The following is a 24,720-nucleotide window of genomic DNA, read 5'->3' as shown; positions in this document are numbered from 1 at the left end:
AAGTGAAAAAATAAAGAAAAGGTGGAAGAATCATGAAATCAACAAAATTTGTTACGGGGTTTGCGGTATTAGCATTATCAACATTGGCATTGGCAGCTTGTTCACCAGATAACAAGTCTGATGAAACAAAAGCGTCTTCTTCAAAAACAGAAGAAACATCAAAATCATCTGAAAAGACAGAAGAATCAACAGAAGCAACTAAAATTGCTGGTGGGGATTTAAAAGATGGAACCTTTACACTAGAAGAAAAAAATGAGAACAATGGCTATCGAGCTGTTTTTTCAATCGTGGTTAAAGATGGAAAAATTGTTGAATCAAAATATGATAACATCAATGCTGATGGCAAATCTAAAGTAGATGATGAAGAGTATCAAAAAATGATGAAGGACAAAGCTGGTGTTGGCCCAGTTGAGTTTATTCCTGAATTAAATGAGTCTTTGGTTTCGGCTCAATCAGCTGATGGTGTTGAAGTCGTTACAGGAGCAACCCATTCAACAGCATCATTTAAAAACTATGCACAACAATTAATCCAAGCATCTCAAGCTGGTAACACAGATAAAATTGAAATCGACAATGGGGCGGATTTAAAAGACGGTGAATACACATTAGAAGAGAAAAACGAATCTAATGGTTACCGTACAGTCTTTACAATTGTGGTTAAAGACAAAAAAATTACTGAATCAAAATATGATAATATCAATGCTGAAGGTAAATCAAAAGTAGACGATAAAGACTACAATGAAATGATGACAGAAAAAGCCGGTGTTGGCCCAGCAGAATTTATTCCAGCTCTAAACAAGGCATTGCTTGAAGCTGAAGATCAATCACCAGCTAATATCGACGTTGTAACGGGTGCAACACATTCAACTCACGCGTTCCAAATGTACGCTGAACAATTAGTTAATGCAGCTGAAAAAGGTGACACAGCTAAAATTGAAGTAGATAACATTGTAATGGGTAAATAATTTTTTAGATTAATGAACAAAAACAACAAGTTCTGAATTTTAGAGCTTGTTGTTTTTCTATGTCAGGGGGTGGATTAATAATATTTTATTAAACTATGGTCTATTTTTGTATATTGCCTTAAAAAGAGGTAAACTAACATTGGTTAAAAATTAAAAGCATTTGTTGATGCGGATTAAACCTTTAACTGATAAAATGAAAGAAGAAAATATCAGTATAATATATTTAGTAAGATAAAAGGGCAGTTAAATTAGGGGAGGATAAAATGAGTAAAACACATAAAATCGTTGTTGGGTTGAGTCTCTTTTTAGTTTTAGGACTAACGGCTTGCAATAAAAAAGAGGAAGCTGTGATTAATAAAGAAGCCTACAGTGATCAACAGTTTTTAATGGGGACTTATGTAAAAATGCAGATTTACGATGATGGGAAAGAAGCGGTCTTAAAAAAGGGCTTTGACCGAGTGAAAGAATTGGCTGATAAAATTACCGTGAATGAGCCTGGATCAGAAGTAGATAAAATCAATGAACAGGCTGGAATCAAGCCGGTTAAAGTTTCGGACGACGTTTATCCATTGATCAAAAAAGCTTATCAATATAGTGTAGAATCAGACGACGGATTTGATTTATCAATAGGTCCCATTACTCAATTGTGGCATATTGGATTTGATGATGCTCGAAAGCCAGAGCAAAGTGAAATTGATGAGGCTTTAAAACTAGTCAAACATGAACAGGTGATTCTTGATGATGATGAACAGACGGTGTTTTTAGAGAAAAAAGGCATGGAATTGGATCTAGGCGCGATTGCTAAAGGGTATATCACTGATGAAGTGGTTAAGGTTTTTAAGGCTAACGATGTGACGACAGCAATTGTTGACTTAGGTGGCAATGTCTATGTATTAGGTCACAGCCCTCGGAAAGAAAACAGCGATTGGAAAGTTGGGATTCAAGATCCAAATCAAGCCCGCAATACCATTGTTGGTTCAGTGCCGGCTTCAAATAAATCATTGGTCACGTCAGGGATCTATGAACGAAATTTAAAGGTTAATGGTGAAACCTTTCACCATCTATTTAACCCTAAAACAGGCTATCCATTTGATAATGAAATTGCGGGTGTGACGATTATTTCCAAGGAATCGATTGATGGTGATGGGCTTTCTACAGCGATTTTTTCAATGGGCGTTAAAGAAGGAATGGCTCATGTTAATCAATTGAAAAATGTGGATGCCATTTTTGTTACGCGGGACGATAAACTGTATTTAAGCAGTGGTGTGAAAGAGACCTTTGAGTTAAATGAAGAATCTGGTTATGAAATTGGAGACATTCGTGATTTAAAATAAAGGAGTGAGCAGATGACCATTAGTACATTTTTTAAATTAGTTGAAATTCAAACCAAATTGGCTAGCCTGTTTCCTTTTTTAATAGGCGTTCTTTTTTCAATGGTCTATTTCCAATCTTTTAACTGGGAAACAACTCTTATTTTCTTTGCAGGAATGCTGGTTTTTGATATGACAACAACAGCTATTAACAATTTTATGGATTTTAAAAAAGCTAAAAATGATGAGTATAAATATCAGACGAATATCGTTGGCCAAGCAGGGTTAAAAGAAAAAGAGGTTAGTCGCTTAATTACTATTATGTTGATTTTTTCCGCGTTAGTAGGAGGGTATTTAACCTATGCTACAGGCTGGTTGATGTTAATAATGGGTGGTGCGTGTTGTTTTATTGGTGTTTTTTACACGTTTGGACCAGTCCCTCTATCAAGAATGCCTTTAGGAGAAGTTTTTAGTGGTGTGGTTATGGGATTAGGCATTTTTATGATGACCATTTATGTTAATACCTACGATCTACAGTTTTTCTATCTAGCGATCGATAATTGGCAATTTGTGATTCACGGAGATATTAAACCGCTACTGGCAATTGTGTGGGCCTCATTGCCAATGATTTTCACCATTGCCAATATTATGTTAGCCAATAATCTGTGTGACTTGGAAGAAGACATTGCCAATCACCGCTATACCTTGCCTTTCTATATTGGTAAAGAAAATGGCGTCAAGCTGTTTAATCTATTGATGTATGGCTGCTATGCAACAATTACCATAGGTGTGGTATTTAATGTCTATCACTGGAGCATGTTGATCGTTTTTTTGACTCTTCCCTTGGTGGTTAAAAATTTAAGACTATTTAATGTCGAACAAGTGAAAAGCAAAACCTTTGTGATATCTTTGAAAAATTTAGTGGCTTTAAATAGCGCCCAAATTGTTGGGTTGCTATTGAGTTTGATTTTCACAAAGTAGTTTTTTTATCATTGAAAAGCGGGTAAAATCTTTTTGATTTTACTCGCTTTTCTGATTTTAATAAGAGGTTAGACTAATCTCCCCAGACGAAAGGGTTAATGTTTCATTCGTGTCGAGGGTGACAACTAGCTCACCTCGATCATTTATAGTAGTGGCAACCCCTTTATAAGGCTGACGATTATAAGTGAAGGTCACTTCCCTCCCGATAACTAAGGAACGTTCTCGATATTCGTCAATTACGGGGTGGGTTGGTTGCTTGGCTAGGAGTTGATAAAACTCATTCAGAAAGGTGGCCACAAATTGATTACGAGAAACAGTTGCATGACCATCTGGGAAGACAGAAGTTGCTTTATGGCGTAACCCTTCGGGAAAGTCAGTTTTTGTCAATGTAAAGTTAGTGCCGACGCCAATGATGACTGAACCGATGGTTTGGGTTTCAACATCGGTTATCGCTTCAGATAAGATACCGCAGACTTTTTGTTGCCCGATAAAGACGTCGTTAACCCATTTGATGGATACTGTCTGTTTTTGGAAAGTTTCAATTGCCCGAGCAATTGCCACAGCCGTCATGAGTGTGTATTGGGCAACTTCGGAAAAGTGTTGGTTAGCATGAAGCAGTAAGCTAAAGTAAACACCTTGGCCACTATCAACAGCAAAGTATTCGCGACCAAAACGCCCACGAGTTTTGGTTTGTTTGTTGACGATCAAAAGCGTGTTGGAAGGGGCACCATCAATTGCCATTTTTTTAAGACTTTGATTGGTTGACTCCAGTTCGTCAACAATTTTAATGGTCACTTTAGGGGTTGTCGGTGCTAAATAAAGTTGGATTCCCTCTGCGGTTAGAATATCAGAGGCTAAATAGGTGTAACCTTGGTTGGTAACACTTTCAATGTGATGCCCGTCTTTTTTTAATTCATTTATGGCTTTCCAAATAGCAGTTCGTGAAAGAGACAGTTCTTGTGCAATGGTTTCACCTGAGATGGGTGTTCCTTGGTTTTCTAATAAGATAGTTAATACGGCGCTCTTCGTCGACATAATGGCCTCCTTTTTCTTATATTGTAAACGAGGTTATCAGATTGTCAACCTGAAATAGTTTTTCTTGAGCGGACTTTTGTTTCTGTTGTAAAAAATCAGTCGTAATTCTGAGTGGAATCCAGACTAAAGACTGATTTCATCAGTAGAAAGAAAAGGTATACTTACTGTATTGAGTTAGCAACGAAGCTAATGAAAGCTAGTTAGTGAGCTAGCGCTGAAGAAAATAAGGAGGAGAAAGAATGGATAAAGTTCAATATCATTGTGATAAATGTGGCAATCAGCATTTTGTATCTGACCAGTTTCAAGCAACAGGAGGTAACTTCGCTAAAATTTTTGATGTCCAAAACAAGAAGTTTATTACTGTTAGTTGCTCCCGTTGTGGCTTTACAGAGCTGTATAAAGGCGAAACAACTGAAGGTTGGGATATTTTAGACTTCCTGATGGGTGGTTAAAAAGAAGTTGGCGATCAGGGGATTGGCAACGGATGAAAAAAAACGTCACACGGTTGCTCGTGGGACGTTTTTTTGCGTTTAAACAAGTAATAATGAATCGTCTTTTATAGCCGAGCCACTTTGTTTATGGAAAAGATCTAATAAATCGGTAACGGTTAAGTTTTGTTTTTCTTCACCAGCAATGTCAACAGCGATAGTCCCTTGATGCAACATGATTAATCGGTTGCCGTACTTTATCGCATCTTCCATGTTATGCGTGACCATAAAAGCAGTGAGTGCTTGTTCTGTAATGAGTTTTTCAGTTAAAGCCATCACTAAGGCCGACGTTTTTGGATCTAACGCGGCAGTGTGTTCGTCAAGTAAGATTAATTCTGGTTTGACAATGGTGGCCATCAGTAATGTGATGGCTTGTCGTTGACCACCGGACAAAAGGCCGATTTCTGCTTGCAGTCGATCTTCTAATCCTAGGTTAAGGGTTGCCAGTTGTTCACGGAAAAAGTTGCGATTAATGGCTTTAACTCCTTTGGTAAAGCCGCGCGGTTTGCCACGTTTTAAAGCTATGGCCAGATTTTCTTCAACAGTCAAACGAACCGCTGTCCCCATTTTAGGGTCTTGAAATACACGACTGATTTGTTTGGAACGTTTGACGACATTTTGTTTGGTGATATTTTTTGAGCCTAAGAACATCTGGCCTTCTTCAATTGGAAGGGTGCCAGCAATGCTATTGAGCAGCGTTGATTTACCAGCGCCATTTCCACCGATGATGGTAATAAAATCCCCTTGATTGATTTCAAGATCAATGCCTTTTAAGACATGATTTTCATTGACAGTTCCCCGTTCAAAATATTGGTGCAAATTGTCTATTTTTAAGATTGTGGTCATTTAGCTGGCGCTCCTTTCCCGTTTTTTCGACGCATTTTTTTCTTGATTAGCGGAAGCGATAGGCAGAGAATAAGGATTAAAGCTGAAAATAATTTGTTGTCATTGGCTTCAATCGGAAATTCTAAAATAATCGCCAGAATAAACCGATAAATGATAGCGCCTAAAACGATGGAGCACATTCTGAAGAAGAGAGGTTGACTAGCAAATAAAACTTCTGAAATGATGATGGAAGCCAGTCCGATAACGATCGTTCCAACACCAGCATTTAAATCGGCAAAGCCGTTATTTTGAGCTAATAAAGCACCGCTGAGGGCAATACATCCATTGGAAATCATGTATCCTAAAATTTTAGTTGTATGAGTGTTGATGCCGTTGGCTTCACTCATTTCTAAATTGTCACCAGTGGCCACGATGGATAGACCGATTTCTGTTCGGAAGAAGACGTATAAAGTAACAATAACAATTGCGACAATGATTAGACCGACAAAGATGACAGCATTTTCTTTATTGAAACCGAGAGCTTCAAAACTGGAAAAGAGTCGTTCTTCGCCAAGCAATGACACATTTGGTTTTCCCATAATGCGGGAGTTAATCGAATAAAGACCAGTCATGGTAATGATTCCAGCTAAAAGAGCAGGAATTTTCAGTTTGGTATGAAGTAAACCGGAGATTAATCCAGCTAACATACCACCGCCAAAGCCAAGCAAAGTGCCAATAACAGGTGATAAACCGTTAACGATGGCCGTCGCAGCTATGGCACCACCTAAAGGGAAAGTCCCTTCGGTAGTTAAATCAGCCACATCAAGAATACGGTAAGTGATAAATACGCCAATAGCAAGTAACGACCACAATAACCCTTGTGAAATCGACGATACTGCAATTGAGGGTAAGTTTGTTAAAATATTACTGAGAATTTCCATATTAACTATCTCTTTTCTGCCTAAAAGCGTTGTTTATTTTAGGTTATTTAGGTGCTTTGATACTGGCGGGGTCAATACCTAAAGCTTTGGCCATCTCCTCATTAACAAACAATGTGGCATCTTTTGAATATTCGACTGGCATATCAGCTGGCTTAGCTTCCCCTCTTAAAATTTTAGCAGCCATCTGCCCGGTTTGTTTACCAAGTGATTTGTAGTCGATACCAAAAGTAGCTAAACCACCTTCCTCAATTTGACCAACAGATGCCGCGATAACAGGAATTTTTTGTTCTTTCGCAACTTCGCCAACCACGGCTGCCGCACTGGCAAAGGTGTTATCCGTTGGAATATAAATAGCATCGACGTTCTTAGCTAAACTAGAGGTTACTTGTTGGACATCATTAGTTGAGTTTGCGGTTTTTTCACTAACTTTAACACCGGCTTTTTCCAATGCTTTTTTCGCAATGTTTGCTTGGATAATAGAGTTTGCTTCACTGGCATTGTACATGATGCCAACGGTCTTAGCGTCGGGCACAATGCTTAATAATAGATCAATTTGCTCTTCAATCGGTCCCATATCGCTAGTTCCTGACAAGTTCCCGCCAGGTTTTTCGTTACTTTCAACTAATTTTGCTTCAGCTAAGTCCGTCACAGCTGTTACCAAAATAGGGATTTCAGTCGTTTCATTTAACAGTGATTGAGCGGCCGGAGTGGCAATCCCTAAAATTAAATCAGGTTTTGCTTTCACTAATTTCTCACTCATGCTTTTTAAGTTGTCTTGATTGTTTTGAGCGTTTTGATACTCAATGGTTAAATTGTCTCCTTCTTTGAACCCTTCTTCTTCCAAGGCTTCCTTAAAGCCTTCATAGGTAGCATCTAATGATTCATGTTCAACTAACTGAAGCACCCCAACGGATTTTTTCTCGCTTCCTGAATCAGACCCCTCGCTATCTTTACTGCCATTGCCACAAGCTGCTAAACTAGCAAGAGCTACCCCAGTAGTTAATAATAGACCTAATTTTGCTTTCATTGATGTCATGTTTATTCCTCCTTGTTTTTTCTATTTATATATAAAAAGCCATTTAGATACTGCTATCTAAATGGCTGCTCAATTTAATATCCGCTTAAAATTGTTTAGTCACCACTTAGATTTTTAAATCCTACGTGGCGTTTATCTTGACGACAAAACTCTTTAGCCCACATAGATACAAAACATTGTTTGTACCCATGACTCATGACTACAAACACTACCTAAAGAAGCTAAAGTAAAAAGTATTTAATTGGGGGGTAGTTGTTTGGTGCATCTGAAGAACCTCCACAAATTTCAAGATGTTTCAAGTATAGGGTATTCAGTCAAGGTTTGTCAACTATTTTTTTGAATAGTCTGACAATTGAGGAGGCCCGTTATTAGGCGCGTTAAAGCCTTTTGGTGGATGGCGTTGCACTTGGAAAAAGGAACGATTTATCAAAGGGATTAAATAACGAGATTAAAAGATCTTCTATGCTTTTTTTTCAATATTTGATATGATAGGAGGAGAGAAATTGTGAAAACCTTTTCGAATGACGAAATGAAAGTTGGGGATGGACATGAAATTAACAATTAAAGACATTGCTAATAAAGCTGGGGTTTCAACCACCACTGTGTCGCAAATTTTAAATAATAAAGGCAGTCGTTTTAGTGATGAAACTCGTCAAAAAGTCTTGGATATTGTCGATGAATTTAATTATAAACCCGATTTTTTTGCCCAAAGTATGATCACTAAACGCTCGAAAACGATTGGCATGATTGTCCCAGATGTTACTGATTTCTTTTTCTCCAAGTTGATTGAAGGGGTTGAAACGTACCTTAATTCATTAGGTTATATGATTATTTTGTGTAATTCTAAACATGACGTGGCTTTAGAAAAAAAATATTTTGATGAATTGATGCACCGTGCGGTAGAGGCGATGATAATTGCCACACCTAACGTATTAGATAAAGAGATTATGGATGTTGTCTTAAGCAAGCAACCACACTTACCGCTGATTTTAGTTGATATGGGAAAAAATCAACGAAATGAGGGGAAGTTAATTGTGGAAGAATATAAGGGAGTTTATGAAGCGGTTAGCTATTTGATTGATCAAGGACACCGCCAAATAGGCTTTTTGCGTGAAGTTGATGATTATTATCAACTGTCTGAACGAATCACTGGTTATTTGAATTGTTTAGAAGATCGAGCGATTGAGTATAACGATTTACTAATTGAAGAAAGTTTTCTGACAATTGAAGGTGGTTATGAAGGAACTGCAAAATTACTAGCTAAAAATAAAGGACAGTTAACAGCTTTGGTGTGTACCAACGATCAAATGGCCGTGGGGGCTTATCAAGCGATTTACGAAGCAGGACTGTCAGTCCCAGAGGATATTTCTGTGATCGGGTTTGATGGCTTGGAAATAGGCAAGTTCTTAGCACCAGCTTTAACAACGGTTTATCAACCTGTATTTGATATTGGTTTTTCGGCTGCAAAATTTGCGATTGACGCGATTGATAACCCACATTCACGAATTCCTAATAAGATATTTCCAACAAATTTGATTATTAGAAATAGTGTAAAACGGTTGACTAGTTAAAATAATGATGCTATCATGTTAAATGAAAGCGGTTGATAGCCGTATGTTGTTTAAGGTAAAACGTTTTACTATTTTTATTTTTACCTTTTCAACAAATTTCGTTATAATAGTGAAGACATATAGGGGGATAAATAACAATGAGAATGATCGACCTGATTGAGAAGAAACGAGCAGGTAAAGAGCTGACAAAGACAGAGATTGATTTTTTCGTAAAAGGTTTAACTGATGGTACGATTCCTGATTATCAAGTCAGTGCGTTCCTGATGACTATTTTTTATGAAGACATGAGTGATGAAGAAATTACCGCGTTGACTTTAGCCATGGCTAATTCAGGAGATGTCATAGATTTATCTTCTATTAACGGCATTAAAGTAGATAAGCATTCTACTGGTGGTGTTGGTGATACAACGACAATCGTCTTAGCGCCTTTAGTTGCCAGTATTGGTGTGCCTGTCGCTAAAATGTCCGGCCGCGGTTTGGGCCATACAGGTGGCACAATCGATAAGTTAGAAGCAATCCCTGGTTTCCAAGTTGAATTACCTAATGATAAATTTATTCAACTGGTAAATGAGAGTCAAGTTGCTGTTACTGGCCAATCTGGTGATCTTGCCCCCGCAGACAAAACCTTGTACGCCCTAAGAGATGTAACAGCAACCGTCGACTCAATTCCACTGATTGCCAGTTCAATCATGAGCAAGAAAATTGCGTCAGGAGCGGATGCCATCGTCTTGGATGTAACAACAGGTGACGGTGCTTTTATGAAAAATATTGACGATGCCACTCGGTTGGCTGAAACCATGGTTCGCATCGGTGAGTTAGCCGGACGGCGGACGATGGCAGTGATTTCTGATATGTCTCAACCTTTAGGTGAAGCCATTGGTAACTCAATAGAAATCGTGGAAGCGATTGAAACACTGCAAGGTAAAGGCCCAGAAGATTTAACCGAGATGGTTTACGTTTTGGGAAGTCAAATGGTGGTTCTGGCAGGTCATGCTAAAACATTGGAAGAGGCTCGAGGGCTCTTAGTTGAAGCGTTAGAGTCTGGCAAGGCCCTTGAGAAATTTAAAGAGATGATTCAGAATCAAGGCGGCGATCCAGATGTGGTTGATCATCCGGAAAAGATGGGCGTGGCTAAGTATACCATTGAGTTACTGGCTAAAAGTAGTGGCTGTGTTCGAGAAATACAAGCCGAAAGTATCGGTGTTGCGGCCATGTTATTAGGAGCTGGACGTAAGACAAAAGAAGACCTGATTGATTATACCGTCGGGGTTAAATTACATAAAAAGGTGGGCATGGATGTTACTGAAGGTGAACCACTGGTGACCATTTATGCCAATCGCGAGAATGTGGATGACGTGAAACAGATGTTGTACGACAATATTGAAATCGGTGAAACCGTTGAAGAACCACAGCTAGTTAGAAAAATAGTCACTAAATAAGACGTTTATATGAGGGGAAGGAGAGGTGAACAATGAGTTTCAATCGAAAAATTGATCACACACTATTAAAAGCAGATGCAAAAGAAGCTGATATCAAAAAATTGATTAACCAAGCGAAAAAACATCAATTTTATTCTGTTTGTGTCAATCCAACATGGGTCAAGTTAGCCAGTGAACTTCTATTAAAAGAACCTGTCGCCGTTTGTACGGTGATTGGCTTTCCTTTAGGCGCTAATACAACCGAAGTTAAAGCCTTTGAAACCCGAGATGCCATTGCCAATGGAGCGGATGAAATTGACATGGTCATTAATATCGGACAGTTAAAAGCAGGGAATGAGGCATTTATTAAAGAAGACATTGAAGCGGTTGTGAAGGTAGCTAAGGATAAAGCGTTAGTCAAGGTCATTATTGAAGCGAGTCTGTTAACTAATGACGAGATCGTCACAGCCAGTCGTTTGGCCAAGGAAGCGGGAGCGGATTTTGTTAAAACATCCACTGGTTTTTCCACAGGGGGAGCCAAGGTTGAAGATGTGGCGCTGATGCGTGCAACTGTTGGCCCTGAGATGGGAGTCAAAGCATCTGGTGGAATTCATACCGCTAAAGAAGCTCAAAGTATGATTGACGCAGGTGCGACACGTCTTGGAACGAGTGCCAGTATCGCCATTACCGAGGGATAAAATAGCTTTTTAGAAGGAGAGTGTCGTCAGTGAAAGAACAGTGGATTAAGGAAGCGTGCCAGGTTTATCAGCGTGCCTATGTTCCTTATTCAAAATTTCCTGTGGGAGCATGCTTAGTTACTAAAGATGATCAGATTTTTACAGGGGTTAATATTGAAAATGCCTCTTTTGGCCTAACCAATTGTGCTGAACGTACCGCATTTTTTAAAGCTGTGTCAGAAGGGCATCGTGACTTTAAACATCTGGTGGTTGCAGGAGATACCGATGATCCCATTTCGCCATGTGGCGCCTGTCGTCAAGTGATGGTGGAGTTTTGTGATTCGTCCATGCCGGTGACGTTGGTCAATAAAGATGGTGTGACAAAAGAGATGACGGTCGGAGAGTTAATGCCATATTCATTTACGGAAGAACAACTATAATTTCTTTGTGATTTAATCGGTCAGTAATGGCTGTTAAATAAAAAAAATATACAGGGGGCTTTACAAGATGAAGACATCGAAAAAGATTGGATTGGGTTTATTAACACTAGGTTTAGCTGCAACTTTGGTAGCGTGTGGCGGAGGCGGTAAAGACAAAGCAACTGATGATAGTAAAGCAAGTGGTAGTGATGGTGCTAAGCACAGTGCTGTTATTGTAACAGATATTGGTGGTGTAGATGATAAGTCATTTAACCAATCAGCTTGGGAAGGGCTACAGGCTTGGGGGAAAGAAAATAATTTATCTGAAGGTGCAGATGGTTTTGCTTATATTCAATCAGATGATGCATCCGCTTATACAACAAATATGGACCAAGCTGTTTCGAACGGCTTTCAAACTATTTTCGGAATTGGTTACTTGCTAAAAGATGCTGTTACAACAGCGGCTGAAGCCAATCCTGATACAAATTTTGGGATTATTGATGATGTTATTGAAGATAAAGATAATGTAGTTTCTGCAACGTTTAAAGATAATGAAGCATCATACTTAGCTGGTGTTGCTGCAGCTTATAGTACAAAAACTGACCATGTTGGCTTTATTGGTGGCGAAGAAGGGGTTGTAATTGACCGCTTTGAAGCAGGTTTTGTTCAAGGTGTGAAAGAAACAGCTGAAAAATTGAAAAAAGATATCAAAGTAGATGTTAAATATGCAGCATCATTTGGTGATCCTGCAAAAGGAAAAGCCTTAGCAGCTGCAATGTATCAAGGTGGAGCAGATATTATTTTCCATGCTTCTGGTGGTACAGGTACTGGGGTATTCCAAGAAGCGAAAGACATTAATGAAACAGGCGATCAAGAAAAAGTATGGGTAATTGGCGTAGATAGAGATCAAGATGCTGATGGCGTATACAAAACTAAAGACGGTAAAGAAGATAACTTTACATTGACTTCTACACTTAAAGGCGTAGGTGCAGCGGTTCAAGATATCTCTAATCGTGCTCTTAAAGATGAGTTTCCTGGTGGCGAACACTTAGTTTATGGATTAAAAGATGGTGGTGTTGATTTAACAGAAGGTTATGTTGGAGAAGATGCTAAAAAAGCGATTCAAGAAGCGAAAGATAAAATTATTTCAGAAGAAATCGTTGTAAGTGAAACACCAGAAAAGTAATATAGTCATTCTGAGCTACTTGATACCACCGTGTATCAAGTAGCTTCAATAAATAGTTTAACTTTTACTGAAGCATTTAAGGTAATGTCCTAAAGTCATGCTATTTATTTTGAATGTTTCAATTAGATGATTAAACAAGTCATCTATTCCTACATCCAATCCCAAAATACAGCATCATCGCGATAAGTGACATAATAAGTCAGCTGAAATAAGAAGGGGAACAGTGATTTAGCGTGAGTGCTGCCTGTAGTGTTAGGAAAGAGGCCGCTATTTGAAATAATCGGTTATAGTTGAGTGACAACTAGGTAAAACGTTTCAAATAAAGGCACAGACAGTAAAAACAATAATGTAAGGATGTGACAACACGTGGCTCAAGGAGAATATGTGATTGAGATGCGCAATATTACAAAGCAGTTCGGAACTTTTAAAGCAAATGATGACATTAATTTAAAAGTTAGTCCGGGAGAAATTCACGCTTTGTTAGGAGAAAATGGCGCTGGGAAATCAACATTGATGAATATTTTATCAGGATTATTAGAACCGACTTCTGGTGAGATATTTATCAAAGGTGAAAAAGTAAATATATCAAGTCCAACGGCTGCTAATCGCTTAGGGATTGGCATGGTCCATCAGCATTTTATGCTAGTAGAGGCGTTTACAGTGACGGAGAATATTATTTTGGGTAGTGAGTTAACGCATGCTGGTGTGCTGGATCAACGAGCGGCTGAGAAGGAAATCGAGAAAGTTTCAAAGCAATATGGATTAGATGTTAATCCAAAAGCATATATTCGTGACATCTCTGTCGGGATGCAGCAGCGGGTGGAGATACTGAAAACCCTCTATCGCGGAGCGGATATTCTAATTTTTGATGAACCAACAGCCGTGTTAACGCCTCAAGAAATTGATGAATTAATTATTATCATGCAAGGGCTGGTTAAAGAAGGTAAGTCGATTATTCTGATTACTCATAAATTAGATGAAATTAAAAAAGTAGCAGATTTATGTACGGTAATTCGTCGAGGTCGAGGAATTGATACGGTCAAGGTGAAAGATGTTTCTTCTCAACAACTAGCCGATATGATGGTTGGTCGCTCCGTATCATTTACGACACCCAAAGGACCTGCTAACCCAACTGATGTAGTGTTATCAGTCAAAGATTTAGTGGTTAATGAAAGCCGTGGGTTGCCAGCAGTTAAAGGGTTAAGTCTGGATGTTCGTGCAGGAGAAATTATGGGGATTGCCGGTATTGACGGCAATGGCCAGTCTGAATTAATACAGGCATTAACTGGATTACGTAAAATTGAAAGTGGCTCGATAGAATTAAAAGGCGAGTCGATTGTTAATTTACGTCCGCGACAAATTACTGAAAAAGGAGTTGGGCACGTTCCAGAAGATCGCCATCGTGATGGCTTAGTCTTAGAGATGAGTTTGGCTGAAAATATTGCGCTACAAACCTATTATCAGCCACCTTTAAGCAAAAATGGCATGTTGAATTATGGCCAAATCAATTCATATGCACGTAAGTTAATCGACGAATACGATGTTAGAACGACGAATGAGCTTGTGCCAGCTAAAGCATTATCAGGCGGTAATCAACAAAAGGCCATTATTGCTCGTGAGGTTGACCGCAATCCAGAGTTATTAATCGTGTCGCAACCGACTCGTGGACTAGATGTTGGTGCCATTGAATACATTCATAAGCGGTTGATTGAACAGCGGGATCGACAAAAGGCTGTTTTAGTGGTCAGTTTTGAATTAGAGGAGATTTTAAATGTTTCCGATCGAATTGCAGTAATTCATGCAGGGGAAATTGTCGGGATTGTTGATCCCAAGGTGACGACTGAAAATGAATTAGGCTTATTAATGGCCGGTTATTCATTGGAAGAGGCACGGGAAGAACTGAGACAGTCGAAGGCGGGTGAGAGTGTTGGATAATAAACTAGAGAAAATTAAAAATATACTAGTTCCTGTTCTGTCAGTTATCATGGGATTTGTACTAGGAGCTATTATTATGATGATTTTTAATTACGATCCAGTTGCGGGTTATAAAGCGATGTTTAATACAGCTTTCCAAGGACCAAAGAGTATTGGGGAGATTTTTGTTTCAGCCGCACCGTTAATTTTTACAGCGTTAGGGTTTTCGGTGGCTAATTCGGCAGGTTTTTTCAATATTGGGCTGTCAGGTCAAGCTCTGTGCGGTTGGGTAACGAGTATTTGGGTGGCTTTATCAATGCCTGATGCACCGCGGATAGTGGTCGTGGTTGTAGCTGTTTTAGCAGGGGCTGCTGCGGGTGCTTTTGCAGCCGCAATTCCAGGTGTGCTAAGAGCTTATTTTGGTACCAGTGAGGTTATTGTCACCATCATGCTTAATTATGTTTTTCTTTATACAAGTACTCATATTGTTAATAACTTAATGGCACCAGGCATCTTAGGAACAAAAGGTGTTACGAAAATGGTTGGCGCAAATGCTAGTTTAAGAACCCCATTCTTAACAGAAATATCTGGTGGCTCACGTCTTAATTTAGGTATTTTCTTAGCCTTGATATTTTTAGTTTTGGTTTGGTTCTTAATGAAAAAAACAACTTTGGGATTTGAAATTCGTTCCGTTGGATTAAATCCATTTGCCTCAGAATATGCGGGAATGAGCAGCAAGCGAACCATTGTCCTATCGATGATTATTTCAGGTACCTTAGCAGGTTTAGGTGGCGTTGTTTATGGCTTGGGAACTTTTGGTAATTTCTTTGTTCAAGGTTCGTCCTTAAGCATAGGGTTTGATGGGATGGCGGTTTCACTTCTAGGAGCGGGTAGTTCTGTAGGAATTCTTTTATCGGCACTACTTTTCAGTGTCTTAAAACTAGGTGGGCAAGGAATGCCACTGGGCGCAGGGGTGCCGACAGAGTTAGTCGATGTTGTGATTGCCTCTATTATTTTCTTTGTGGGAATTAGCTACTTAATCCGTTTCTTCTTGAATAAAATAGGGAATAACAAGAAAAATCGGCCAGAACCAGCTGAAGTGACTATGGCCGTGGAAAAAACCGATGAAGAAGGGGGAGTCATATAATGGATCCGAAACTATTAGCAACATTAGCATCGATTGTGACACAAACCTTAGTTTATTCGACTCCTCTGATTTTAACTGCTCTTGGCGGTGTATTTTCTGAACGCGGAGGAATTGTAAACGTAGGTCTTGAAGGGATTATGGTGATGGGTGCCTTTAGCTCAATCGTCTTTAATCTAACGTTTGCCGATGTCTTAGGCGCTTGGACACCTTGGGTTGCCTGTTTAGTAGGCGCCGGCGTTGGAATGGTTTTCTCATTGCTACACGCAGTAGCCACAGTAAATTTACGTGCAGATCATATTATTAGTGGTACCGTGGTTAACTTAATGGCCCCTGCTTTAGCAGTCTTTCTGATCAAAGTAATTTATGGAAAAGGCCAAACAGAGATGATTAAAGAATCATTTGGCTACTTTTCATTTCCTATTCTAAAGGATATTCCTATTTTAGGGGAATTATTTTTCAGAAAGACCTCTTTGCCGGCCTACGTGGCAATAGTAATTGCTGTTTTAGCGTGGTTTATTGTGTACAAAACAAAGTTCGGATTAAGATTACGAGCAGTTGGTGAAAATCCACAGGCAGCAGATACTTTAGGGATAAATGTGTATCTCATGCGTTATTCAGGTGTTTTGTTATCAGGTGTCCTTGGTGGGATGGGTGGAGCTGTTTTTGCTCAAACCATTTCTGGTCGTTTTGCAATCACCACGATTGCAGGTCAAGGATTTATCGCCATGGCAGCGATGATTTTTGGTAAATGGAATCCACTTGGTGCAATGGGAGCAGCCTTGTTCTTTGGGTTTGCACAAAATCTAAGTATTGCTGGATCGGATATTCCATTCATTGCTAATATTCCCAAAGTATACTTGGAATCATTGCCTTATGTCCTAACGATCATTGTATTGGTTATCTTCTTAGGGAAAGCTTCTGGACCTAAAGCAGGCGGGCAAAATTACATTAAATCTAAATAGCGTCAATTTACGTGCCAAGTCGGGCTAATTAGCCTGGCTTATGGCACGTTTATAGTACCTAGCGTATGTTTATAGAAAATCAGAAAGAAGGCAATAACATGTTTAAGAGAGTGCATTTAGTCGTATTAGATTCAGTTGGAATTGGTGAAGCACCAGATGCGGAAAAATTTGGCGATGTTGGCAGTCACACCTTAGGTCATATTGCGGAAAAAGCTGGTTTAACCGTTCCTCATATGGAAGAATTGGGGTTAGGCACAATTGAACCACTCAAAGGCGTTGAAGCCATTGCTGATCACCAAGGCTATGCTACTAAGTTAGAAGAAATTTCGGTAGGGAAAGACACGATGACAGGTCACTGGGAAATCATGGGCTTAAATATCGAAACGCCCTTTAGAGTCTTTCCAGAAGGATTCCCAAAAGAGTTGTTGGCTAAAATTTCTGAGTTTTCTGGTCGCGGTATTGTCTGTAACTTGCCATACAGTGGCACACAAGTCTTAGATGATTATGGCGAACATCAAATGAAAACTGGCGATTTAATTGTCTACACTTCAGCAGATCCTGTTTTACAAATTGCTGCTCATGAAGAAGTGATTCCCCTAGAAGAATTGTATCGTATTTGTCAGTACGTTCGTGATATTACTAAAGAGGATCCTTATATGATCGGTCGCATTATCGCTCGTCCTTATCTTGGTGAGCCTGGTAACTTTAAGCGTACGGCAAACCGTCATGACTACGCTCTAGATCCATTTGGTCATACAGTACTTGATTCACTAAAAGAAGCAGGTAAAGACGTGATCGCTGTTGGTAAAATCAACGATATCTTTAATGGTCAAGGCATCACTGAGTTTGTGCGAACGGCTTCTAATATGGATGGGGTTGATAAGTTAATCGAAGTGATGAAGCAAGACTTTACCGGTTTAAGTTTTACTAACTTGGTTGATTTTGATGCTTTATTTGGTCACCGACGGGATGTCGTAGGTTACGGTCAGGCTATTGATGAGTTTGATGCCCGTTTACCAGAAATTTACGAGGCCATGGCAGAAGATGATTTGTTGTTAATCACGGCTGACCACGGAAACGATCCGACCTTCCCAGGAACCGATCATACTCGTGAATATGTGCCATTATTGGCTTACAGTAAAAAAATGACAGGTCACGGCCACTTGCCACAAGGGTTTTATGCGGATATTTCAGCCACGATTGCGGAAAACTTCGGTGTTCCTGCCACGGAAAACGGCAACAGCTTTTTAGCTGATTTAAAATAGAACGGGAGCGTTAAAACAAATGACGAAAACATTAAGTGAACAATTAAAAGAAACAGCAACTTATATCCAAAGCAAAGGGGTGAAAGAAGTTGAGTTCGGTTTAATCCTAGGTTCAGGATTAGGTGAACTAGGCGATGAAATTGACAATCCAATCGTCATTCCTTATGAAGATATTCCTAACTTCCCCGTGTCAACAGTGGTTGGTCATGCAGGACAACTGGTTTATGGTGATTTATCAGGTAAGAAAGTATTAGCGATGCAAGGGCGTTTTCACTTTTATGAAGGCAACACTATGCAAGTGGTGACCTTCCCTGTGCGGGTGATGAAAGCTTTAGGTGCTCATTCAATGATCGTAACCAATGCGGCAGGTGGGGTTAACACTTCATTTACACCAGGGAATTTAATGCTGATTACGGATCAAATCAATTTTACAGGGACCAATCCGTTAATCGGTGAAAACGATGAAAATCTAGGGCCACGCTTCCCAGATATGTCTGAGCCTTATGACAAAGAATACGGTAAAATCACCCGTCGTATTGCCGATCAATTAAAAATTACCCTTCAACAAGGGGTTTACATGGGCTATACAGGTCCAACCTATGAAACACCGGCTGAAATCCGTATGTCACGTGCCATGGGAGCCGATGCGGTAGGTATGTCAACTGTTCCAGAAGTTATCGTGGCCCGCCACATGGGTATGCGTGTTCTTGGTATTACCTGTGTGACCAATTTGGCAGCGGGGATGCAAGCTAATTTAAATCATGCGGAAGTTGTCGAAACAACAGAACGCGTCAAAGCGGATTTCAAATCGTTGATTAAAGAAACGCTAAAAAATATCTAAGGTGAGGTGTAAGAATGAGCGTCCATATTGGAGCAACAAAAGGCGACATCGCCGATAAAATATTATTACCTGGAGACCCATTAAGAGCAAAGTACATTGCAGAGACCTTCTTGGAGGAACCGAAGCTGTACAATGAAGTCCGTGGCATGTTAGGATACACCGGAACTTACAAAGGCGTCCCGGTCTCTGTTCAAGGAACGGGGATGGGCATGCCCTCAGCGGCAATTTACGCGACGGAATTGATTCGTGAGTATGATGTCAAAAAATTAATTCGTGTGGGAACGTGCGGGTCGATTCAAAGAGATGTTCATGTTCGTGACTTGGTGATTGCCCAAGCAGCGGCCACTTCTTCTAATATCATTCGCAATGATTTTCCTAAACATGATTTCCCGCAAATTGCTGATTTTGACCTCTTGTTAACATCGTACAATTTGGCAAAGGAAAAAGGCTTTAACATTCATGTCGGCAATGTTTTATCAGACGATGTCTTTTATAAAGATAACATGGATGAAGTCTTCCGCTTAGGGGAACATGGTGTCTTAGGAATTGAAATGGAAGCAGCAGTCTTGTACTATCTGGCTGCTAAATACCACGTGCAAGCCTTGGCGATTATGACGGTTAGTGATCATATTTTAACCGGCGAAGAAACGACCTCTGAAGAGCGACAAAAAACGTTTGATGAGATGATGGTTGTGGCCTTGGATACGATTATTCAAGAGTAATAAGAGAGACTATTCATCTGCAGATACTGTGGAAGGATAGTCTTTTTTTGATTTTTGCGTTATCCTAGTAGTGTTAGGTAAAAAATGAAAGGCAGGTTTATTTAAATGAACAATTTTAATTTTCATGTACCGACGTCAATTTTATTTGGTGAAGGCCAAATTAGTCATTTGCCAGAAGCATTACAAACATATGGACAAAATGTTCTGTTAGTTTATGGTGGTGGCAGTATTAAGAAAAATGGGATTTATCAAAAGGTGATGGAGTTACTTGGAACGGATTTTACCGTCACTGAATTAGCGGGTGTTGAGCCAAACCCTCGCTTAGAGACAGTCATTAAAGGGGCAGAACTTTGCCGACAAGAAAATATTGGGGTCATTTTAGCAGTTGGTGGCGGTTCAACGATTGATTGTGCCAAAGCGATTGCGGCTGCACGTTATTATGATGGCAATCCTTGGGACTTTACTCAGAACCGTGGGTTAGTTGGAGAAGCGATTCCATTGGTGACGATTTTAACCATGTCAGCAACAGGTTCAGAAATGAATGGCGGCGCTGTAATCACTAATTTAGCGACCAATGAAAAATTGGGAATGGGTGGCCAAAGCTTGTTGCCTAAGGTCTCTATTTTAGATCCTACCTACACTTACTCGGTTCCTGCTGTACAAACTGCAGCTGGTTCGGCTGATATCTTTAGTCATTTAATTGAAAATTATTTTAGTCGTAATACGTCTGCCAGTGTTCAAGATAGAATCGCTGAGGGGATCATGAAGACAGTTGTTAACTATACCCCAATTGCTCTTGCCACACCGACAGATTATGAAGCACGGGCCAATTTAATGTGGTCCAGTTCGCTAGCTTTAAATGGATTAACAGGGAAAGGAAAAGAAGGAACGTGGTCTTGTCATGCGATTGAACATGAATTAAGTGCTTTTTATGATATTACTCACGGCATTGGGTTGGCGATAGTGACACCACGTTGGATGACTCATGTTTTAAATGAGCAGACTGTGGGGCAATTTGTTGAATTTGCGGTCAATGTATTTGGTATCTCTCGGGAAGGTGAGTCCTTTGATATCGCTCGTCAAGGAATCAAAGCACTTTACGACACGTTTACCAGCTGGGGCATTCCAATGACCTTGCCAGAAGTTGGAATCGATGACAGTAAACTGAGATTGATGGCGGAAAAAGCTGTGGAACACAGTACGATAGCTGACGCTGCGTTTGTTCCTTTATCAGTCGATGATGTGGAAGCCATACTGAAAGCTAGTTTTTAATTGAAAAGAGCGTAAAAAACCAAAAATAGGTTTTTCACGCTCTTTTTTTATAGGTAATATTTTTTGACGACGCTCAGATCATCGTTTAGTTCATAAACTAACGGTTGTCCTGTTGGGATTTCCAAAGCCATGATGTCGTCATCGGAAATCTTTTCTATATGTTTGGCTAAGGCTCTTAATGAATTGCCATGAGCGGCCACTAAAACGGTCTGACCGTCAATTAAGGCTGGCGCAATGTGGTCATCCCAATATGGAATGGCTCGTTCAAGGGTTACTTTTAAATTCTCACCACCAGGGATGACTCGTTTATCCAAATGGCTATAACGGCGATCGTTAACGGCTGATTTTGGATCAGTCGCCTCTAAAAGCGGTGGCAATGTATCATAGGACCGACGCCATAATTGGACTTGATCAGCGCCATATTTATCGGCAGTTTCCTGTTTGTTAAGACCTTGGAGAGCGCCGTAGTGCCGCTCGTTTAAACGCCAAGATTTATGCTCAGGAACCCAGATTTGGTCAGAGCCTTCAAGAACGTAGTGGCAAGTCTTAATCGCGCGCTTTAAGACAGAAGTGAACGCCACGTCAAACTGTATATTAGCTTCTTTGATCTTTTTTCCTGCTTCTTTGGCTTCTTCGATTCCTTTTTCACTTAAATCCACGTCTTCCCAACCTGTAAACAAGTTAAGAGCATTCCATTCACTCAATCCGTGGCGGACAAATACTAATTTTGGCATTGTAGCAACTCCTTTTCAGAATGTCTAGGTCTATGTATCACTAATGCCATTGTAGCGCTAATTGAAGAAACATGCCACTGATAGCTATTGATTGAGCGGCAAGCAAAAAACACCACGATTTAGTCGTGATGTTTTAATGAGTAATAATAGATGGCGCTAACCATAACAGCGCCACCGATGATATTTCCAAAGTAGACAGGGATGACATTTTGAATAAATTGCAGCCAAGTAGCCCCACCTTCAAAAATAGCAGCGGGAATGATAAACATATTTGCCACACTATGCTGAAAGCCAATTGCGACAAACGTCATGACGGGGAACCAGATGGCGAGGATTTTTCCTGCACCGTCTTTGGCCCCGTAACACAACCATAAAGCTAGTCCGACAAACCAGTTACAGCCGATACCTGAGACAAAAGCCTGTAGCGGGGTTGCCGCAATCTTGGCTTGAGCCACAGAAATGGTTTCTTCTAAATAAACACCAGTACTGGTAAGACCAACGATGTGACCAAAAAAATAAGCGACGAACAAGGCGCCGACAAAGTTTGCCAACGTAATAGTCAACCAGTTTAACCACAGCTCTTTAGCGGTGACTTTTTTATCTAGCCAAGCACTGGCCACGGCCATCATATTGCCAGTGATCAGTTCGCCACCGCCAAGCAAAATAACGATTAAGCCGATTGGAAAGACACAAGCACCGATAAAACTGGCAAAACTTCCCCATTGATGGGCCACTGATGAGATGACCCTAACATAAGCTAAATACCCGAGGGAAATCATCGCGCCACCAACAAACCCGAGAATTAACTTAGCTTGTAAAGGTTTAGCGACTTTTTTTGCCCCCATTTGAATACTAATTTCTAGAATTTCTTCTGGTGAACGCATAATACAACTCCTCGTATTTCTTTGTGATTTTTTTCTCTTTTAATAACTTTATTATAGTACAGTCTATAATGGAATAAAAGAGCAAGGGAAAAAAGACTGAAAATTTTCAGTCTTTTTCTTACTTAGCTAATTAATGATTAACCTGAATGGTTTCAGGGCCATTTTCACGCCCGACAATCACCGTGTTAACCACATCTAAAAAAAGTCCGTGTTCGACGACTCCAGGCAAACTACTTAACCACGTCCCCAGTTCTTTTGGTGAGTCAATCTGATCGAGTTGTAAGTCAATGATGTAATTTTGACTGTCTGTTTTGACAATATCGCCATTTTCTTTGCGGCGAAGTGTCGGTGCCATCTCTTTGGTAGCAAATAAATTTAGCAATTGGGTTGAGCCGTAAGGAATAACTTCAACCGGTAAAGGAAATTGGCCTAATTTAACGACCAATTTAGACTCATCGACAATCCAAATGTTTTTGTTAGAATAAGTCGCCACAATTTTTTCGAATAGTAAAGCTGCACCGCCCCCTTTAATGCCTTGGAAATCAGCGCTAATTTCGTCAGCTCCATCGATTGTTAGATCAACATGAGTGACGTCGTCAATACTTTTTAAAGGAATGCCTAAAGCCAGAGCTTGTGCCTCAGTTGCTTTTGAGGTTGTTACCCCGACAATGTTCAAGCCTTCTTCTTTGATGCGGCGGCCTACTTCTTCTACCATATAATAAGCTGTAGACCCTGTTCCTAATCCTACGACCATGCCAGATTTGACATGTGTTGCTGCTTCAATGCCGACCATTTGTTTTAAGTTCATAGTACCCTCCAAGTTGTCTTAGTTAATGCTGAGTTGTCATTTACTACTATAGTATACCCCTCTATTCTACTGATAGTTGAGCAAAATTGGAAGACTGTTTTGAAGTAATCGTCAATTTAAGGCAAAGTAAAATAAATGCGAATAATGGTTGACAGTTCCTTAGATAGTATGTTAAGATTTTAAAGGTGCTTAAAGTACAGTTTATTGAAACGTTCTGACTGTCTGAAAAGCATTTCTAACGATGATTGCAAGTTTGCTTGCTTTATTTTTATCGTAAAAAATGAACCACCTGGATGTGTGGTACTAGAAAGCCAAGTAGGGAAGGAGGAAACAAAGAATGCCAACGATTAATCAATTAATCCGTAAATCTCGTCAATCAAAAACGACTAAATCTGGTTCACCTGCATTGGGTAAAGGATACAATAGTTTAAAAAAATCTTTTACTGACACTAATGCTCCTCAAAAACGTGGAGTATGTACTCGTGTAGGAACAATGACACCTAAAAAACCTAACTCGGCGTTACGTAAGTACGCTCGTGTACGTTTGTCAAACAATATCGAGGTAACAGCTTATATCCCTGGGATTGGACACAACCTTCAAGAGCATAGTGTGGTCTTGATTCGTGGTGGACGTGTAAAAGATTTACCAGGAGTACGTTACCATATTGTTCGTGGCGCGCTTGATACAGCCGGTGTTACCGACCGTAAACAAAGCCGTTCTAAATATGGTGCTAAACGCCCTAAACCAGCGAAAGCGTAAGGATTGTCTCATTAACTATAAAAAAATAACTAAAAAAAAATTATTCTCGGAAGGAGGAATTTTGGATGCCTCGTAAAGGTCCTGTAACAAAACGTGAAGTTTTACCAGATCCGATTTTTCATTCAAAAGATGTTACTCGTTTAATCAACCGCATCATGGTTGATGGTAAGCGTGGTACAGCCGCAAGCATTATTTATAATGCCTTTGAAATTATTAAAGAGTCTACAGGTAATGATCCGTTGGAAGTGTTTATGCAAGCCATGGATAACGTTAAACCTGTTTTAGAAGTTAAAGCTCGCCGTGTTGGTGGTTCTAACTATCAAGTTCCTGTTGAAGTACGCCCAGAACGTCAAATTACTTTAGGTTTACGTTGGATTGCCAACTATGCCCGTCTACGCGGAGAACATACAATGGAACAACGCCTAGCTAAAGAAATCATGGATGCTGCTAATAATACTGGTGCTTCAGTTAAGAAACGTGAAGACACACATAAAATGGCTGATGCCAACAGAGCGTTTGCTCATTACCGTTGGTAAAATCCTCTCTGTCTTTCAATTAG

General features: G+C 39.9%; 25 protein-coding genes. 18 read left to right on the top strand and 7 right to left on the bottom strand.

Going from position 1 to position 24,720, the window contains the following annotated elements:
* The first annotated feature begins 32 nt into the window (after positions 1-32).
* From pplA to menA, 3 genes are all read left to right on the top strand, one after another.
* A complete protein-coding gene (gene pplA, locus I6N95_RS09895; RefSeq protein WP_209527139.1) occupies positions 33-965 on the top strand; it encodes an extracellular electron transfer flavoprotein PplA in 933 nt (310 codons plus the stop codon).
* Between the two features lie 263 nt (positions 966-1,228).
* Positions 1,229-2,299 (top strand): FAD:protein FMN transferase, encoded by a 1,071-nt coding sequence (locus tag I6N95_RS09890; RefSeq protein WP_209527137.1) that lies wholly within the window; start codon positions 1,229-1,231, stop codon positions 2,297-2,299.
* Between the two features lie 12 nt (positions 2,300-2,311).
* Positions 2,312-3,256, top strand: a complete 945-nt coding sequence (gene menA, locus I6N95_RS09885; protein WP_209527136.1) for a 1,4-dihydroxy-2-naphthoate polyprenyltransferase — start codon at positions 2,312-2,314, stop codon at positions 3,254-3,256.
* 57 nt (positions 3,257-3,313) lie between these two features.
* Here menA and I6N95_RS09880 read toward each other — a convergent pair whose 3' ends face one another.
* Positions 3,314-4,291 (bottom strand): biotin--[acetyl-CoA-carboxylase] ligase, encoded by a 978-nt coding sequence (locus I6N95_RS09880; RefSeq protein WP_209527133.1) that lies wholly within the window; start codon positions 4,289-4,291, stop codon positions 3,314-3,316.
* 239 nt (positions 4,292-4,530) lie between these two features.
* On the opposite strand from I6N95_RS09880, the gene I6N95_RS09875 reads away from it, so the two are divergent.
* Positions 4,531-4,743, top strand: a complete 213-nt coding sequence (locus tag I6N95_RS09875) for a zinc ribbon domain-containing protein (RefSeq protein WP_209527131.1) — start codon at positions 4,531-4,533, stop codon at positions 4,741-4,743.
* A gap of 78 nt (positions 4,744-4,821) precedes the next feature.
* Here the strand turns inward: I6N95_RS09875 and I6N95_RS09870 are convergent, their stop codons facing one another.
* The 3 genes from I6N95_RS09870 to I6N95_RS09860 are packed head-to-tail and all read right to left on the bottom strand — an operon-like array spanning position 4,822 to position 7,572.
* Positions 4,822-5,625: an ABC transporter ATP-binding protein gene (locus tag I6N95_RS09870; RefSeq protein WP_209527129.1), complete on the bottom strand. Its 804-nt coding sequence runs from the start codon at positions 5,623-5,625 to the stop codon at positions 4,822-4,824.
* Positions 5,622-6,545, bottom strand: coding sequence for an ABC transporter permease (locus I6N95_RS09865; protein WP_209527127.1), 924 nt, complete (start codon positions 6,543-6,545; stop codon positions 5,622-5,624). The genes I6N95_RS09870 and I6N95_RS09865 overlap by 4 nt, the downstream gene beginning before the upstream one ends.
* Positions 6,546-6,588: 43 nt before the next feature.
* Positions 6,589-7,572, bottom strand: a complete 984-nt coding sequence (locus I6N95_RS09860; protein WP_209527236.1) for an ABC transporter substrate-binding protein — start codon at positions 7,570-7,572, stop codon at positions 6,589-6,591.
* 557 nt (positions 7,573-8,129) lie between these two features.
* Here I6N95_RS09860 and I6N95_RS09855 point away from each other — a divergent pair.
* From I6N95_RS09855 to I6N95_RS09800, 12 genes are all read left to right on the top strand, one after another.
* Complete coding sequence (locus I6N95_RS09855) at positions 8,130-9,152, top strand: LacI family DNA-binding transcriptional regulator (protein WP_209527124.1); 1,023 nt, start codon at positions 8,130-8,132, stop codon at positions 9,150-9,152.
* 137 nt (positions 9,153-9,289) lie between these two features.
* Positions 9,290-10,591, top strand: coding sequence for a pyrimidine-nucleoside phosphorylase (locus I6N95_RS09850; RefSeq protein ID WP_209527123.1), 1,302 nt, complete (start codon positions 9,290-9,292; stop codon positions 10,589-10,591).
* A 32-nt stretch (positions 10,592-10,623) separates the two neighbouring features.
* A complete protein-coding gene (gene deoC, locus I6N95_RS09845) occupies positions 10,624-11,268 on the top strand; it encodes a deoxyribose-phosphate aldolase (RefSeq protein ID WP_209527120.1) in 645 nt (214 codons plus the stop codon).
* Between the two features lie 20 nt (positions 11,269-11,288).
* Positions 11,289-11,687, top strand: coding sequence for a cytidine deaminase (locus I6N95_RS09840; protein ID WP_209527118.1), 399 nt, complete (start codon positions 11,289-11,291; stop codon positions 11,685-11,687).
* A gap of 67 nt (positions 11,688-11,754) precedes the next feature.
* Complete coding sequence (locus I6N95_RS09835) at positions 11,755-12,852, top strand: BMP family lipoprotein (RefSeq protein WP_209527116.1); 1,098 nt, start codon at positions 11,755-11,757, stop codon at positions 12,850-12,852.
* 393 nt (positions 12,853-13,245) lie between these two features.
* Positions 13,246-14,787, top strand: coding sequence for an ABC transporter ATP-binding protein (locus tag I6N95_RS09830; RefSeq protein ID WP_209527234.1), 1,542 nt, complete (start codon positions 13,246-13,248; stop codon positions 14,785-14,787).
* Positions 14,780-15,913: an ABC transporter permease gene (locus I6N95_RS09825; protein ID WP_209527115.1), complete on the top strand. Its 1,134-nt coding sequence runs from the start codon at positions 14,780-14,782 to the stop codon at positions 15,911-15,913. Before I6N95_RS09830 ends, I6N95_RS09825 begins: the two co-directional genes overlap by 8 nt.
* Positions 15,913-16,875 carry an ABC transporter permease gene (locus I6N95_RS09820; RefSeq protein ID WP_209527113.1) on the top strand — a complete coding sequence of 321 codons (963 nt, stop codon included), beginning with the start codon at positions 15,913-15,915 and terminating at the stop codon, positions 16,873-16,875. The genes I6N95_RS09825 and I6N95_RS09820 overlap by 1 nt, the downstream gene beginning before the upstream one ends.
* 98 nt (positions 16,876-16,973) lie before the next feature.
* Positions 16,974-18,140, top strand: coding sequence for a phosphopentomutase (deoB, locus tag I6N95_RS09815; protein ID WP_209527111.1), 1,167 nt, complete (start codon positions 16,974-16,976; stop codon positions 18,138-18,140).
* A 19-nt stretch (positions 18,141-18,159) separates the two neighbouring features.
* The gene (locus tag I6N95_RS09810) at positions 18,160-18,981 is read left to right on the top strand and encodes a purine-nucleoside phosphorylase (protein ID WP_209527109.1); all 822 of its coding nucleotides are present in this window, start codon (positions 18,160-18,162) and stop codon (positions 18,979-18,981) included.
* A 14-nt stretch (positions 18,982-18,995) separates the two neighbouring features.
* Entirely contained in the window at positions 18,996-19,703 is a 708-nt protein-coding gene (deoD, locus tag I6N95_RS09805) for a purine-nucleoside phosphorylase (protein ID WP_209527107.1), read from the top strand.
* Positions 19,704-19,808: 105 nt separating this feature from the next.
* Positions 19,809-20,975: an iron-containing alcohol dehydrogenase gene (locus I6N95_RS09800; protein WP_209527105.1), complete on the top strand. Its 1,167-nt coding sequence runs from the start codon at positions 19,809-19,811 to the stop codon at positions 20,973-20,975.
* 47 nt (positions 20,976-21,022) lie between these two features.
* Here I6N95_RS09800 and gpmA read toward each other — a convergent pair whose 3' ends face one another.
* The 3 genes from gpmA to rpiA form a co-directional block, all read right to left on the bottom strand.
* Positions 21,023-21,709 carry a 2,3-diphosphoglycerate-dependent phosphoglycerate mutase gene (gene gpmA, locus I6N95_RS09795; RefSeq protein ID WP_209527103.1) on the bottom strand — a complete coding sequence of 229 codons (687 nt, stop codon included), beginning with the start codon at positions 21,707-21,709 and terminating at the stop codon, positions 21,023-21,025.
* Between the two features lie 119 nt (positions 21,710-21,828).
* The gene (locus I6N95_RS09790; RefSeq protein ID WP_209527101.1) at positions 21,829-22,593 is read right to left on the bottom strand and encodes a formate/nitrite transporter family protein; all 765 of its coding nucleotides are present in this window, start codon (positions 22,591-22,593) and stop codon (positions 21,829-21,831) included.
* A gap of 130 nt (positions 22,594-22,723) precedes the next feature.
* Complete coding sequence (gene rpiA, locus I6N95_RS09785) at positions 22,724-23,401, bottom strand: ribose-5-phosphate isomerase RpiA (RefSeq protein ID WP_209527100.1); 678 nt, start codon at positions 23,399-23,401, stop codon at positions 22,724-22,726.
* A 337-nt stretch (positions 23,402-23,738) separates the two neighbouring features.
* Here rpiA and rpsL point away from each other — a divergent pair, with 337 nt between their 5' ends.
* Together rpsL and rpsG are read left to right on the top strand one after the other, a co-directional pair.
* Positions 23,739-24,161 (top strand): 30S ribosomal protein S12, encoded by a 423-nt coding sequence (gene rpsL / locus I6N95_RS09780; protein ID WP_209527098.1) that lies wholly within the window; start codon positions 23,739-23,741, stop codon positions 24,159-24,161.
* 65 nt (positions 24,162-24,226) lie between these two features.
* On the top strand, positions 24,227-24,697 hold the full coding sequence (gene rpsG / locus I6N95_RS09775) for a 30S ribosomal protein S7 (protein ID WP_209527096.1): 471 nt from the start codon (positions 24,227-24,229) through the stop codon (positions 24,695-24,697).
* Positions 24,698-24,720: the final 23 nt, after the last annotated feature.

Origin of the sequence: Vagococcus allomyrinae (assembly GCF_017829975.1) — a bacterium.
GTDB lineage: Bacteria > Bacillota > Bacilli > Lactobacillales > Vagococcaceae > Vagococcus_D > Vagococcus_D allomyrinae.
Note: the sequence above shows the minus strand (reverse complement) of the source record. Positions and strands in the feature narration are given on the sequence as shown.